This is a genomic window from Bradyrhizobium sp. Arg816, assembly GCF_029989365.1.
GTDB lineage: Bacteria > Pseudomonadota > Alphaproteobacteria > Rhizobiales > Xanthobacteraceae > Bradyrhizobium.
On the sequence record NZ_JAPRAQ010000004.1, the window covers coordinates 234,478 to 248,583 of the forward strand.

Consider the following 14,106-nt stretch of genomic DNA (forward strand, 5'->3'; position numbering starts at 1 on the left):
TCCGCGCTACGCAAGCCGCGACTTTTAAAAGAGCTTTTCGGAGCGTTGGATGACTTACGTCGTCACTGAAGCCTGCATCAAGTGCAAGTACACCGACTGCGTCGAGGTCTGCCCGGTCGACTGTTTCTACGAGGGCGAGAACATGCTCGTCATCCATCCTGACGAATGCATCGACTGCGGCGTGTGCGAGCCGGAATGCCCAGCCGACGCCATCAAGCCGGACACGGAACCGGGCCTGGAAAAGTGGCTCCAGGTCAATGCCGACTACGCCAAAAGCTGGCCGAACATCACCCAGAAGAAAGAATCACCCCCCGACGCGAAGGAATTCGACGGCCAGGAAGGCAAGTTCGAGAAATATTTTTCTCCGAACCCAGGCTCGGGAGACTAATTCTCGCCCAAACTTAACCCTAATACCTTCGTCGGCGCCGAAAACCAGTCACAAAAGTCCCTAAATCATTGATTTTTGCGGGAAATGTGCTATATTGGGCACATTAAGCCGAACCCCGTCAGCCCCGTTGGCCCCGTTGGGTTCCCGTGAAACCAAATGTCGAACAGGGGCGTGGCAGTTTCCGCGCGCAGGCTGTGTCACAGAAAACGCGTAAAAAGAGTACTTCAGCGAGGGCTTCCCATAAGGAGGCCAAAAAAGTCGCCGCGGCCAGCCGTAGCGCATCCAAGGGTCGGACCGCGACGAAGGCACCGGCTGCAAAGTCCTCGAAGAACAAAAGAAGCGCAATGCCTAACAAGACTGCCAAACCGGCCGCGAAAGCGACCGTTGCCAAGCCTGCTGCTGCCAAGGCTCCCGCTGTCAAGCCGGCCGCGCCGAAGGCTCCCGTTGCTGCTGCTCCTGCCAAGGCTCCTGTCGCTGCCAAGCCGGTCGTGAAGCCGGCGGCTGCTGCGCCGAAGGTCGAGGAAAAGAAGGTCGTGACCCAGCGTCAGGGCTTCAAGGCCAACGAATTCGTGGTCTATCCCGCTCACGGCGTCGGCCAGATCCTGGCCATCGAGGAGCAGGAGATCGCCGGTGCGAAGCTCGAGCTGTTCGTCATCAATTTCATCAAGGACAAGATGACGCTGCGCGTGCCGACCGCCAAGGTCGCCAACGTCGGCATGCGCAAGCTGTCCGACCCCGCGCTGGTGAAGAAGGCGCTGGAGACGCTGAAGGGCCGCGCCCGCGTCAAGCGCACCATGTGGTCGCGCCGCGCCCAGGAATACGAAGCAAAGATCAATTCGGGCGACATCGTCGCGATCGCCGAAGTCGTGCGCGACCTCTACCGTTCCGAGTCGCAGCCCGAGCAGTCTTACTCTGAACGCCAACTCTATGAAGCGGCGCTCGATCGTCTCTCCCGCGAGATCGCGGTTGTGCAGCACTCGACCGAGACCGAAGCGGTCAAGGAGATCGAGGCCCAGCTCGCCAAGAGCCCGCGTCGTACCGGCGCCAAGGCGGAAGCCGCTGAAGGCGAGGCGGATGCCGAGGGCGAGACCGACGATACCGATGGCGACGACACCACCGTCGCCGACGAGGCCGCCTAAGCGCGTCGTCAAGGCAAGAGATCAAAAGCCCGGCTGCTTGGCCGGGCTTTTCGTTTCTGATGCAACGGCGGTCGAGCCTTGCCCTACGGCGCCGCGCGCGGCTGGGTCCAGATCGCGATCGGCCGCTCGAGCCCGCGGATCGCTTGGGGATCCAGCGCGATCAACGATGCAAATGTCTCGGCTGTGCTGCCGAGCTCCAGCATGGCGCGGCTGACGAGATCGTGGCTTGCCACCAGCGCGCAGTCGAGCGTGCGCGTCAGCGCTTCGAGACGGCTTGCTGCGTTGACGGTCGCGCCGATCACGGCAAATTCCAGACAGGTGTGCCCGATGTCGCCGAGCACCACCGGCCCGTAATGCAGGCCAAAGCTGACGTGCATCGGCGGCTCACCGGATGCTCTTCGCTGCGCGCTCCACCTGTCCGCCGCCGCGATCATGGCCTGGGCACAGCGCAGCGCGTTGCTGGCGTCGCGCGTGCCGGCGAAGGGCGTGCCGAATGTCGCCATCAATCCGTCACCCAGATATTTGTCCAACGTGCCGTCGTGACGGAAAACCTCCTGCTCCATCAATCCGTGGAATTCGCGCAACGTCCGCACCACCTCCTCCGGGGTGCGCGCATCGGCAAAGGCCGTGAAGCCGACGATATCCACGAACAGCACCGCGACGTCCTGCGTGCGCACCTGTTTCAGTGGCTCGTCGTGCTTCGACAATTCCGTCACGACGTTGGGTGAAAAGTAGCGCGCAAGATTGCCGCGCTCCCGTTCCACCGCGGCATGCCGGATCAGCAGATCGTTGCTGCGGCGGACGGCGAGCGCCAGCGTCACGGCGACGATCATGAAGACGACGATTTCCTGGATGCGGATGCCGAATCCGATCGCAGCGGGCGAGATCAGCGCGAACAGCCTGTGATCGCTGCCCACCGCGTCCGCAATGCGGGCGGTCAGTGCGGGATCGCGATCAGGTTGCCACCACACCCAGGCTATGCCGATCACCCAGAGCGCTGCGGTCCATGTCCCGACCGCAACCACGGTTCGCCAGGAATAGGCCAGCGTGGCGCCCGAGAGCAGCACGAAGAAGTAGATGAAGTTGCCGAAATGGTACTGCATCGCCACCGGCCAGTGCGTCGTGCCGAAGGGGTTCGGGACGACGATGACGAATGTGAGCAGCGCCAGGTCGCAGAACAAAAGCGCCAATTCCGACCGCGACACGCCGACCCGCCCAACCCTGACCTGGGCCCAGCCGATCAGTGCGAACAGGCCCAGCAGCGCCACGTAGTAGAGCTGCTCCCATGCCGGGTTGATGGCCGGCAGCAGGCAAGCGATGATGGCAAGCGCGACATAGCGCGCCCGCACGGCCAGTTGCAGGCCCTCCTGCTTGGCGGATGCGAGTGCGGCCTGCGCGAACTGGACGGTTTCGGTCTCGCGCTGGCTGCGCGCGCGCGAAGGCTCGGCAGACGATTCGCGGCGCTCGACGAGCATTGTCACGGGGCGGTCTCCTCGCTTGGGCCGTTGCAGCACGACGACGGCTGTCAGCCGCCGCAACCGATCTTCAGTCTAGTGATGCATGGCCGCGAGGTCATCAGCTCGGGTGAGTGTTTTCCACCCGCGCAGCGAACCGCTCACTTCACCGGCCGCTTCTCGAGCTTCCTTGCCAGCGTGCGCCGGTGCATGCCCAGCCTTCGTGCCGCTTCCGAGATGTTGAAATCGGTCTCGATCAGCGTCTGGTGGATGCGCTCCCATTCCAGCGTCTTGATCGATGTCGGCCGTGCATCGAGTGCGACTTCGGCGTTGCCTTCGGCCCTGTTGAAGGCGGCTTCGATATCGTCGGTGTTCGACGGCTTTGCCAGGTAGTGGCAGGCGCCAAGCTTGATCGCCTCGACGGCCGTGGAGATGCTGGCAAAGCCGGTCAGCACCACGATCAGCATCTCCGGATCGTGCGTGTGCAGCAGCTCGACGCAGGCGAGGCCCGAGGCGCCGCCGAGCTTGAGATCGACCACTGCGTGTCCGAAGGATCGCTCCTCCAGCACCTTCCGCACCTCTTCGATCGAAGCTGCGAGGACGACGTCGTAGCCGCGGCGCTCGAACGAGCGTCTCAGCGTGCGCGCGAAGCCGGCATCGTCCTCGACGACGATGAGCGAACGGTCAGGCGTCAAACTTCCCTCCGATCGCGAGCGTTGCGAGCGGCAGCGTCAGGCGGACGGTGGCGCCGCGCTTCCTGTGGTTCTCGGCGGTCACGCTGCCGCCGAGCTTGCGCACGACGTTCACCACCAGGAACAGGCCGAGCCCGCCGCCGGCGCGGCCCTTGCTCGAGTGATAGGGTTTTCCGAGCTGCGCCAGCATCTCCGGCGCGAAGCCCGGGCCGCGATCGCTGATCGACAGCACGAGATTGTCGCCCTCGCGCTCGGCCAGCAGCTCCACCCATTCGCGCGAGACCTCATAGGCATTGTCGAGCACGTTGAAGATCACCTGCTTCAGCGCGATGTCCGAGACGATCGCGACGTCCTCGCCGAACGTGTTGACGAAATAGAGCGTGCGCGCCGAGCGCGCGTCGCGCCACTCGTCCACCAGCGCGGTGACGAAGGCCGTCACCGTCGTCGGCGAGGAGCCTTCGCCGCGCGCCTCGCCCGCCGACACCAGGATGCCCGTCACGATGGTCTTGCAGCGTTGCAGAGAGGTTTCCATCTCCGCGAGATCCTCGGCAAGTTCCTGATCGGCGGCGAGATCGGGCATGCGGCGCCAGTCGCTGAGGATGACCGACAGCGAGGCCAGCGGCGTGCCGAGCTCATGCGCCGCGCCGGAGGCGAGCAGGCCCATGCGGACGATGTGGTCCTGCTCGGCCGCATGCTGGCGCAGCGCCGCCAGATGCGCATCGCGCTCGCGCAAATTCCTGTTGATGCGGGTGACGAACACGACCAGCAGCACGGCGTTGAGGACGAAGCCCAGCAGCATGCCTGTTACGGTGAGACTGTAGGCCTCGCTGATCGGGTTAGGCGGCAGGTCGAGCGGCCGGTAGGCCATGGTCAGCCAGATGAAACTCGCGCAGGTCAGTGCGACCAGCGACCAGGTAGAGCGGGCATTAAGCAGCACCGCGCCCAGGGTGACCTGGAGCAGGAACAGCGAGGTGAAGGGATTGGTGGCGCCGCCGCTGAGGTAGAGCTGCGCGGTCAGCGCGACGACGTCGAGCATCAAGGCGACCAGCAGCTCGTTGTTGGTGATCGCTGCGCGATGGCGCACCCAGACGAGGCTGGAGACGTTGAGCAGCACCAGCGCGCCGATCACCGCGCCCATCCGTTCCAATGGCAGGGGAATACCCAGGCCAAAATGCACGCCGCCGATGGTCACGATCTGGCCGACCACCGCGGTCCAGCGCAGCTGGATCAGCAGCGCCATGTTCTTGCGGTTGGTCTCGTCGTCGGTCGGCGCAACGCCGATCAGCTCGCTGCGCGCGTCCGCCTGCGATTGCAGTGTGACGGCGTCATGCGTCATTCCGTCGTCAGGTAGATTCGACGATCGTTCCAGCATCTGATCCCGTCCTGCGGGCGGAGGCATCCGAGCCGCCGGCCGGTTCGTGGACGAAGCGCTTGCGGCGGAACAGCCCGCCACCGAATGTGACGAAAAGTTTACCCGCCAGCATGAAAGCCAGAGCAAACCACGTCAGCGCGTAGATCAGGTGGTTATTGGGAAAGCGGATCACGGTCAATCCGCCGATCGGGCCGCTGCCGGAAAGTGATCCGGCGTCTGCATCGATGAAGAAGGGCGCGACCTCATGGAGGCCGCGCGCTGCCGCAATCGCGGCGACATCCCGCGAATACCAGCGGTTGTGCTGGGGCACGTTGTTCCTGAGAAAACCGCCTTGCGGCTCGGTCATGCGGAGCAGGCCCGTGATCTCGACCTGGCCGTCCGGATTGCCGCTCTGGCGCGTCGATGCGTCGCGCCGCTCGGACGGCACGAAGCCGCGATTGACCAGGACCAGCGCGCCGTCGCCGCGCTGAAGCGGCGTCAGCACCCAATAGCCGGGGCCTTCCTCGGTCACGGCCTGAACCAGTGTCTCGCGGTCATGCAGGAAGCGGCCGGTGACGCTGACGTGCCTGTATTCGTCGCTTGCGGTGGAGACGGCCGGCCAGGCCGCGGGCGACGGGATCGGCTGGGCCGGGGCATGGACGCGCTGCTCGACGCGGTCGATCAGCGCCAATTTCCAGGTGCGCCGTTCGATCTGCCAGACGCCGAGCGCGATCAGAACAGCAAAGGCGGTGAGCGCGAGGGCCGTGAGCCACAGAGACGGGAAGCGCGCAGCCTTGCCGCGCGCCCCATCCGCCTTGCTCGTCACGGTCCGGATCTCGCTCACTTCATTCCCGTCATCTCGTGCATCGGCATCATGTTGCTGTTGAGGTGGTTCATCACCCACAGCGACCCGGACAGCGCGATCACCACCATGACGATGGTGAAGATCAGTGCCATCATGCTCCAGCCGTTCTCGGACTTGGTGTTCATGTGCAGGAAGTAGATCATGTGCACGACGATCTGCACGACCGCGAAGGCCATGATGACCAGCGCGGTGATCTGCTTGCTCGGCAGCGCGCCGCTCATCACCAGCCAGAACGGGATCGCGGTCAGCACGACCGAGAGCACGAAGCCGAGCATGTAGCCCGAGAACGTGCTGTGCGCGTGGCCGTCGTCGTGGTGATGGTCGCCCGCGTGAGCGGCGTGGGTATCGGTGTTCATCGCAGAACTCCCAGGAGATAGACGAAGGTGAAGACGCCGATCCAGACCACATCGAGGAAGTGCCAGAACATCGACAGGCACATCAGGCGGCGGCGGTTGGCTTCGATCAGGCCGAACTTCCAGACCTGCACCATCAACGTCACCAGCCAGATCAGGCCGCAGGAGACGTGCAGGCCGTGGGTGCCAACCAGGGTGAAGAAGGCGGACAGGAAGGCGCTGCGCTGGGGCGTCGCGCCTTCATGGATCATGTGGGCGAACTCGGAGAGCTCGATGCCGATGAAGGCGAGGCCGAACAGGCCGGTGATCGCCAGCCACATCTGGGTCTGGGCGATCTTGTTCTGCTGCATCGTCAGCATGGCAAAGCCATAGGTGATCGACGACAGCAGCAGCATCGAGGTGTTCACGGCGACCAGCGGCAGCTCGAACAGGTCCTTCGGGGCGGGACCGGCGGCGTAGTTGCCGCCGAGCACGCCGAAGGCGGCGAACAGCATCGCGAAGATGAGACAGTCGCTCATCAGGTAGATCCAGAAGCCGAGCGAGGTGCTGTAGCCTTCGGGATGCGGGTGTTCGTCGGCGAGGTAGAACATCGGCTCGCCGGTCTGGGCGGGATTGACAGAGACAGTCATTTACTTGGCTCCGGCGAGCAGTTTGGTACGCGCGTCCTCGGTCCGGATGACGTCTTCAGCCGGAATGTCGAAGTCGCGGTGATAGTTGAAGGTGTGACCGATCCCGACGACGAGCATCGCGATGAAGCTCCCAGCCGCCAGCCACCAGATGTACCAGATCAGGCCAAATCCCATTGCGGTGGCGAAGCCGGCGAGGATGATGCCGGTGCCGGTGCTGCTGGGCATGTGGATCGGCCTGAACCCGGTGAGCGGACGCTGGTAGCCGCGCTTCTTCATGTCCCACCACGCGTCATTGTCGTGAACGACGGGGGTGAAAGCGAAGTTGTAGTCCGGCGGGGGTGAGGAGGTCGCCCATTCCAGAGTGCGCGCATCCCAGGGATCGCCGGTGACGTCCTTGAGCTGCTCGCGCTTGAGGAAAGAGACCGCGAACTGCATCAGCATGCAGAGGATGCCGAGGAAGACGAGGAAGGCGCCGATCGCGGCGATGACGAACCAGATCTGGAGGCTGGGATCGTCGAACACGCGCAGGCGGCGGGTCACGCCCATCAGGCCGAGCACGTAGAGCGGCATGAAGGCGAGGTAGAAGCCGACGACCCAGAACCAGAACGACAGCTTGCCCCAGAACACATCGAGCTTGAAGCCGAACGCCTTCGGGAACCAGTAATTGATGCCGGCAAAGGCGCCGAACACCACGCCGCCGATGATCACGTTGTGGAAATGCGCGATCAGGAACAGGCTGTTGTGCAGAACGAAGTCGGCCGGCGGCACCGCCAGCAGCACGCCGGTCATGCCGCCGAGCACGAAGGTCAGCATGAACGCGATCGTCCACAACATCGGCAGCTCGTAGCGGATACGGCCGCGATACATCGTGAACAGCCAGTTGAACATCTTCGCGCCCGTCGGGATCGAGATGATCATCGTGGTGATGCCGAAGAACGAGTTGACGCTGGCGCCGGAGCCCATCGTGAAGAAGTGGTGCAGCCAGACCAGGTACGACAGGATGGTGATGACCACCGTGGCGTAGACCATCGAGGTGTAGCCGAACAGGCGCTTGCCCGAGAAGGTCGAGGTGACCTCCGAGAAGACGCCGAAGGCGGGGAGAACCAGGATGTAGACCTCGGGATGGCCCCAGATCCAGATCAGGTTCACGTACATCATCGGGCTGCCGCCGAAATCGTTCGTGAAGAAGTTGGTGCCGACGTAGCGATCGAGCGAGAGCAGCGCGAGCACGACGGTCAGAACGGGGAAGGAGGCGACGATCAGGATGTTGGTGCAGAGCGAGGTCCAGGTGAAGACCGGCATCTTCATCATGGTCATGCCGGGGCACCGCAACTTGACGATGGTACAGATCAGGTTGATGCCGGATAACGTCGTGCCGACGCCGGCGACCTGCAGCGCCCAGATGTAATAGTCGACGCCGACATCAGGACTGTAGCCGATGTTCGACAACGGCGGATAAGCCAGCCAGCCGGTGCGGGCGAATTCGCCGATGAACAGCGAGGCCATCACCAGCACCGCGCCGCCGACCGTCATCCAGAAGCTGAAATTGTTCAGGAACGGGAACGACACGTCGCGTGCGCCGATCTGGAGCGGCACGACATAGTTCATCAGGCCCGTGACCAGCGGCATCGCCACGAAGAAGATCATGATCACGCCGTGGGCGGTGAAGACCTGGTCGTAGTGATGGGCGTTGAGATAGCCTTCGGAGCCGTTGAACGCGAGCATCTGCTGGCCACGCATCATTAGCGCGTCCGCGAAGCCGCGCAGCAGCATCACGATGCCGAGGATCATGTACATGATGCCGATGCGCTTGTGGTCCACCGTGGTGAACCATTCGCGCCAGAGGTAGCCCCACAGGCGGAAATAGGTGAGGCCGGCGAGCAGCGTGGCGCCGCCGAGCGCGACCACCGCGAAGGTGCCGACGACGATCGGCTCGTGCAGCGGCAGCGATTCGAGGCCGAGCCGGCCGAAGATGAGCTTGAGAAGATCAGGAGACATGCGGGATCTCTTTAGGAGTCTGACTTCGGACGTTGTCCGAGGAAGAAGGACGAGGACTTCAGCGGCGTGAACGTCGGCCGCCTCAGGCCGGCGCCGAGCAGCGGCGCGGTGTCAGTGGGGGCCGTGATGGAGGCGGTGGTCTTGCCCTGCGGCGCATCGGGCGTGCAGGTGCCGGCGACGAAGGTCGGCTCCGGCCCGAGCGGGCTGCCGCGGCGGGCGTACTTGTCGTAGGCGAGCGGCAGGGTGTTGTTCAGGCCCTCATGGCCGTTGCCGCCCTTGGCGTCGATCGCCATCATCTCGCTCTGGCACATCTTGCCCGTCTCGACGCACATGTTGAGGATCAGGCGGTAGAGATCGGAATCGATGGTGCCGTAGCGGCGCACCGGCTCGTTCTGGCTGGGCTTCTCCAACTGGAGATATTCGGCGCGGCCGAGCGAGCCACCGGCGGACTTGGCGCTGGCGATCCAGGCATCAAAGCCCTTGTCGTCGAGGCCCTGGAAGTTGAAGTGCATGCCGGAGAAGCCGGCGCCGCTGTAGTTCGCCGAAAAGCCCTTATAGGTGCCGGGATGGTTCACCACGGCGTGGAGCTTCGTCTCCATGCCCGGCATCGCGTAGATCTGGCCGGCGAGCGCGGGGATATAGAACGAGTTCATCACCGAAGAGGCGGTGATGCGGAATTTGATCGGACGATCGACCGGAGCAGCGAGGTCGTTGACGGTGGCGATGCCGTAGTCCGGATAGATGAAGAGCCACTTCCAGTCGAGCGCGACGACGTCGACCTCGAGCGGGGCCTTGGACTGGTCCACGGCCTGCTCCGCTTTGATGCGGCCGAGCGTGCGGTAGGGGTCGAGCAGATGCGTGCCCATCCAGGTCAGCGCGCCCAGGCAGATGATGATCAGCAGCGGCGCCGACCAGATCACCAGCTCGAGCTTGGTCGAGTGGTCCCAATCCGGCTCGTAGCGGGCCGAGGTGTTGGACTGGCGATAGCGCCACGCGAACAGCACCGTCAGCGCCATCACGGGGACGACGATCAGGAGCATCAGGACGGTGGAGATGATGACGAGGTCGCGCTGTTGCGCTGCGATATCGCCGGCAGGCGCCAGCACGACGTAGTTGCAGCCGCTGAGCGCAGCTGCCAGAGGTAGCAGCGCCAGGATCTTGAGACGGGACACGGGCCGAGCCTTATGAGAATGAGTTTCCTTTGCGGGCCCAAGGGGTAGCTGCGGCGCAGCAATCCGGACATTGGACAATTTGTCCAATGTTGCAGTGCGAAATGTTGGGTCACACAGGGGCGGATTGCCTGGCGCCCCGCCGGGCGGTCGGCTTTGGTTTTCAGGACGTTAAGGGCGCACGAATGGCGACGGCACAGACCCCCGCAATGGCGGATATCCACTCGGGCGAGCACGGCCACGACCAGGCCAGTCCCGGCGAGATCGCCATCGGCGTCATCATCGGCCGCACCTCGGAATTCTTCGACTTCTTCGTCTACGCGATCGCCTCGGTGATCGTATTCCCGCGCCTGGTGTTCCCGTTCACGAGCGAGCTGACCGGCACCCTCTATTCCTTCATGATCTTCGCGCTGGCCTTCGTGGCCCGGCCGATCGGAACCGTCATTTTCATGACGGTCGACCGCGAATACGGCAAAACGGCCAAGCTGGTCTCGGCGCTGTTTCTGCTCGGCACCGCCACGGTCGCGCTCGCGTTCCTGCCCGGCTATCACGACATCGGCGTTGCCGCGATCTGGCTGCTGGCGCTGGCGCGGATCGCGCAGGGTCTGGCCTGGGGCGGCGCCTGGGACGGCATGGCTTCGCTGCTGGCCCTGAACGCGCCACCGTCCAAGCGCGGCTGGTATGCGATGGTTCCGCAGCTCGGCGCGCCGCTCGGGTTGATCGTGGCGAGCGCGCTGTTCGCCTATTTCGCCGGTAACCTCTCGGCCGACGACTTCTTCGACTGGGGCTGGCGCTATCCGTTCTTCGTCGCCTTCGCCATCAACGTCGTGGCGCTGTTCGCGCGCCTGCGCATGGTGACGACGGAAGAATATTCTTCGTTGTTCGAGACCCGCGAACTGCAGCCCGCGCGTATCTCCGAGACCGTCGCGCGCGAAGGCCAGAACATCATGCTCGGTGCATTCGCGCCGCTGGCGAGCTTCGCGCTGTTCCACATGGTCACGGTGTTTCCGCTGTCCTGGGTGTTCCTGTTCACCCGCGAAAGCCCGGTGCGCTTCCTGATCATCGAGATCGTCGCCGCCGTGTTCGGCGTCGCGGCGATCGTGGCCTCCGGCATCATCGCCGACCGCGTCGGCCGCAAATCGCTGCTGATGGGATCGGCCATTGCGATCGCGATCTACAGCGGTTTTGCTCCGCAGCTGCTCGATGCCGGCGCGTTCGGTGAGACCATCTACATGGTGATCGGTTTCATCCTGCTGGGTCTCTCCTTCGGCCAGTCCTCGGGCGCGATCGCCTCGAACTTCCGGCAGGCGTACCGCTACACGGCTTCCGCGCTGACCTCGGATATGGCCTGGTTGTTCGGTGCCGGCTTCGCGCCGTTGGTGGCGCTGCTGCTCGCCACCAATCTCGGCGTCATCGCGTCGGGTGCGTATCTGCTGTCAGGCGCGTTCTGGACCCTGCTCGCACTCTGGCTCAGCGGCCAGCGCGAGGCGGGCGACATGGACGCGGGCGCTTAATCAGCGCGGAGCTGGTAGGGTGGGCAAAGGCGCGTAGCGCCGTGCCCACCATCTCTCAACGATTGCGTTAGGGAATGGTGGGCACGCTTCGCTTTGCCCACCCTACGGCAGCATCAATCCGCTACGACCTTCACGCGATCCCGTACCTTCACCTGCGCGGTGCGATCGAGCCCATTGAGCACGCGGAAGCGTTCGGCGGGATGATCGACACCGGCCATGCGGTGGGAGAGCGATTCCACGGTGTCGCCGGGCTGCACGGTGATGACCTTGATGCGCAGCGGGCGCGCGGCCTGGATCTCGTCGAGCGTCAGGCGGCGGAATGAATTGACGGTCTCGCGCGCGTTGCGCTCGCTCTCGGTCGATTTCTGCCGTGTCGCGAAGATGAAGCGATAGACGTCGCTGCCGAAGCGCAACGCATAGACCTTGAACTGCCACTGATCGCCCTTGGCGGTGGCGGACGCGGCCGGAAAGCCGTTGATGGTGATGTCTTCGATGGAGGCCTTCTCGACGCCCTCCATCCAGCCGGAATTCAGGTAATCGCCGAGCGACTGCTCGGCCGGCACCCTCACGACGTCGAAGCGCATCGCCTGCGAGCCGCCGTCGCGCACGCCGATCACCGCCTGCGCGGTGTTGTCGAGCGTGAAATTGTCCGGCGCCTGGAAGGTGAAGCCGAGTTTCGGGTGCAGGAAACGCCGGCCGCGCACAAAACCTTCGCTGGGATCTTCGCCATAGACGAGGTTGTCGATCGCGGCGAGGTAGGTCTCGCGGTCGCGCTCGGCGCCCTCGGGCGCCGCATATTGCCGCGCGATGGTCTGCGCATTCTGCACGCGCTCGGGGGTGGCCGGATGCGACGAGGTGAAATCCTGCGCGCGTGGATCGAGCGAGGTCTTGCCGACCTTGAGCTCGGCATTGCGCTCCATCGCCGAGAGGAAGCGGGCGGCACCATAGGGATCGAAATGTGCCTTGGCGGAAAGGCCGACGCCGATGCCGTCGGCCTCGAACTCCTGGTTGCGCGAAAAGCTCGCCATGGTGAGCTTGGTCTTGGCCAGCGCAAGCGCGGTGAGATCTGGATCGTTGCTCATGTCGGTGACGACGCGGGTGACGATCGCGGCCTGGCGCGCCTGGTCCTCGCGCATCGCGGCGTGCTTGGACAGCACATGCGCCATCTCGTGGCTGAGCACGGAGGACAATTCCGAAGTATCGCTCGCAAGCGCAAGAAGTCCGCGGGTGACATAGAGCTGGCCGTTCGGCAGCGCGAACGCGTTCACGGCGCCGGAATTGAGAATGGTGACCTTATAGCCCTGGTCGGGGCGGTCGGACGCCGCGACGAGCCGGTCGACGGTCTTGCTGACCAGCGATTCGAGCCTGGGGTCGTCGTAGGTGCCGCCGTAGCTCGCCAGGATGCGCTCGTGCTCTTTTTCGGTGGCGGGGGTCTGCGCGACGGCCGGTTTCGGCTTGGGCATCGCCACGGTCGGCGGGGCCGCCGCGGTCTGGAACCGGTTCATGTCGCCGCAACCGGCAAGGGCTGAGCCCAGCACGAGGCACAGCGCGGCCGGCGCAGCCCGCAGGCGGCGGCGTTCACTCGATACGTGCCGTTCTAGCACCCCATTCACGTCGCTCAACCCGTGCCTGGCCCTTTATTAGGGCCTTACCCCTGTCGGCTCGTTTGCGCCCAGCAACTCGATCTGTCCCGCAAGGCGCACATCGATGCGCGGCCCTGTATTCCCCTCGACCCAGCCCCGGACGCGAATGCGTCGATTTTCCAGGGACTTAAGAGTAATCCCGGCGTTTTCGAACGCGGGTTGCGTGCGCTTTGAAATAGTCACGGCAAAGCCGCGTGTCCAGTTCCATCCGAAGTTGAGGTAGGTCATTGTCCCAGCTTGCCGGACCGACAGGACTTTGCCCTCGACCACCATAAAGCGCCCGATCCCCGCCAAAATATCGTCCGGACTTTCCGCGTTTTTTATGGCCGACGGGTCAGCCCAGTTGCCCTTTTTTTGGCGCCGTGCCTCGGTCTCCGCCGCCATCAGGGCTGCCGCGCAGTCCTTGTCCGCGATCTCGGCGGAGACGAGGGCGTCGCCCTGGGCGAGCAGCACGGCCTGCACGGAGATGCCGCTGTCGCCGGCAAATATGAACGCAGCTTGGCGGCCGTAGCGGTCGGGCGTGTCGTCCGCGCTCCGCAGACTCACGTCGCGGCCGACGAGCAGCGAGGTCAGTGCCTGCTTCGTCGTCGCGGTCGGCTCGATTCCGGTGAGGCGGACTTCGCGGCCGTCATCGAGACGCACGCTGCGGGCATCGACCATCGCCGCGACGCGGCCTTCGCCCTGAGTCTCGAATTGGCACGGCGCGGCGAACGCAGTGTGAGCCGCGGCGAGAAGAAATGCGACGATGAGGTGAAGCCGTTGCGTCACATGACCCGGAGAGGTTGCGTTGCGCTTTAGCTTTAACCCAAACGCGGCGAATGACGAAGGGGGCAGTCGACGTGTGACACTTCGCTTCTGCCTCACACTCCGTCATTGCGAGCGCAGCGAAGCAATCCAGCGTCTTTACACGG

13 protein-coding genes are annotated in these 14,106 nt (G+C 64.3%); 3 read left to right on the forward strand and 10 right to left on the reverse strand.

Annotated elements, in window-relative coordinates:
• Positions 1-49 precede the first annotated feature (49 nt).
• On the forward strand, positions 50-388 hold the full coding sequence (gene fdxA / locus OWC48_RS12540) for a ferredoxin FdxA (RefSeq protein WP_063980643.1): 339 nt from the start codon (positions 50-52) through the stop codon (positions 386-388).
• Between the two features lie 344 nt (positions 389-732).
• Positions 733-1,527, forward strand: coding sequence for a CarD family transcriptional regulator (locus OWC48_RS12545; protein ID WP_282520265.1), 795 nt, complete (start codon positions 733-735; stop codon positions 1,525-1,527).
• A gap of 83 nt (positions 1,528-1,610) precedes the next feature.
• Here the strand turns inward: OWC48_RS12545 and OWC48_RS12550 are convergent, their stop codons facing one another.
• From OWC48_RS12550 to cyoA, 8 genes are all read right to left on the reverse strand, one after another.
• Entirely contained in the window at positions 1,611-3,002 is a 1,392-nt protein-coding gene (locus OWC48_RS12550) for an adenylate/guanylate cyclase domain-containing protein (RefSeq protein ID WP_282520518.1), read from the reverse strand.
• A 140-nt stretch (positions 3,003-3,142) separates the two neighbouring features.
• Positions 3,143-3,676, reverse strand: a complete 534-nt coding sequence (locus OWC48_RS12555; protein ID WP_282520266.1) for a response regulator transcription factor — start codon at positions 3,674-3,676, stop codon at positions 3,143-3,145.
• Positions 3,666-5,045 carry an ATP-binding protein gene (locus tag OWC48_RS12560; RefSeq protein WP_282520267.1) on the reverse strand — a complete coding sequence of 460 codons (1,380 nt, stop codon included), beginning with the start codon at positions 5,043-5,045 and terminating at the stop codon, positions 3,666-3,668. The genes OWC48_RS12555 and OWC48_RS12560 overlap by 11 nt, the downstream gene beginning before the upstream one ends.
• Positions 5,017-5,868: an SURF1 family protein gene (locus OWC48_RS12565; protein ID WP_282520268.1), complete on the reverse strand. Its 852-nt coding sequence runs from the start codon at positions 5,866-5,868 to the stop codon at positions 5,017-5,019. The genes OWC48_RS12560 and OWC48_RS12565 overlap by 29 nt, the downstream gene beginning before the upstream one ends.
• Positions 5,865-6,245, reverse strand: coding sequence for a cytochrome o ubiquinol oxidase subunit IV (cyoD, locus tag OWC48_RS12570; protein ID WP_028151376.1), 381 nt, complete (start codon positions 6,243-6,245; stop codon positions 5,865-5,867). Before cyoD ends, OWC48_RS12565 begins: the two co-directional genes overlap by 4 nt.
• Complete coding sequence (gene cyoC / locus OWC48_RS12575) at positions 6,242-6,871, reverse strand: cytochrome o ubiquinol oxidase subunit III (protein WP_282520269.1); 630 nt, start codon at positions 6,869-6,871, stop codon at positions 6,242-6,244. The genes cyoD and cyoC overlap by 4 nt, the downstream gene beginning before the upstream one ends.
• Positions 6,872-8,869: a cytochrome o ubiquinol oxidase subunit I gene (gene cyoB, locus OWC48_RS12580; RefSeq protein WP_282520270.1), complete on the reverse strand. Its 1,998-nt coding sequence runs from the start codon at positions 8,867-8,869 to the stop codon at positions 6,872-6,874.
• Between the two features lie 11 nt (positions 8,870-8,880).
• Positions 8,881-10,041 (reverse strand): ubiquinol oxidase subunit II, encoded by a 1,161-nt coding sequence (gene cyoA / locus OWC48_RS12585; protein ID WP_282520271.1) that lies wholly within the window; start codon positions 10,039-10,041, stop codon positions 8,881-8,883.
• A gap of 182 nt (positions 10,042-10,223) precedes the next feature.
• Here cyoA and OWC48_RS12590 point away from each other — a divergent pair, with 182 nt between their 5' ends.
• Positions 10,224-11,552, forward strand: coding sequence for an MFS transporter (locus tag OWC48_RS12590; protein ID WP_282520272.1), 1,329 nt, complete (start codon positions 10,224-10,226; stop codon positions 11,550-11,552).
• A 113-nt stretch (positions 11,553-11,665) separates the two neighbouring features.
• On the opposite strand, the gene OWC48_RS12595 is transcribed toward OWC48_RS12590, so the two are convergent.
• On the reverse strand, positions 11,666-13,057 hold the full coding sequence (locus OWC48_RS12595; RefSeq protein ID WP_282520519.1) for a M48 family metalloprotease: 1,392 nt from the start codon (positions 13,055-13,057) through the stop codon (positions 11,666-11,668).
• Between the two features lie 135 nt (positions 13,058-13,192).
• Positions 13,193-13,963 carry a thermonuclease family protein gene (locus tag OWC48_RS12600; protein WP_282520273.1) on the reverse strand — a complete coding sequence of 257 codons (771 nt, stop codon included), beginning with the start codon at positions 13,961-13,963 and terminating at the stop codon, positions 13,193-13,195.
• Positions 13,964-14,106 lie beyond the last annotated feature (143 nt).

Coding starts and splice junctions, on each gene's coding strand:
- fdxA (WP_063980643.1), top strand. CDS start 50: ATGACTTACGTCGTCACTGAAGCCTGCATCAAGTGCAAGTACACCGAC.
- OWC48_RS12545 (WP_282520265.1), top strand. CDS start 733: ATGCCTAACAAGACTGCCAAACCGGCCGCGAAAGCGACCGTTGCCAAG.
- OWC48_RS12550 (WP_282520518.1), bottom strand. CDS start 3,002: ATGCTCGTCGAGCGCCGCGAATCGTCTGCCGAGCCTTCGCGCGCGCGC.
- OWC48_RS12560 (WP_282520267.1), bottom strand. CDS start 5,045: ATGCTGGAACGATCGTCGAATCTACCTGACGACGGAATGACGCATGAC.
- cyoD (WP_028151376.1), bottom strand. CDS start 6,245: ATGAACACCGATACCCACGCCGCTCACGCGGGCGACCATCACCACGAC.
- cyoC (WP_282520269.1), bottom strand. CDS start 6,871: ATGACTGTCTCTGTCAATCCCGCCCAGACCGGCGAGCCGATGTTCTAC.
- cyoB (WP_282520270.1), bottom strand. CDS start 8,869: ATGTCTCCTGATCTTCTCAAGCTCATCTTCGGCCGGCTCGGCCTCGAA.
- OWC48_RS12590 (WP_282520272.1), top strand. CDS start 10,224: ATGGCGACGGCACAGACCCCCGCAATGGCGGATATCCACTCGGGCGAG.
- OWC48_RS12595 (WP_282520519.1), bottom strand. CDS start 13,057: ATGAACCGGTTCCAGACCGCGGCGGCCCCGCCGACCGTGGCGATGCCC.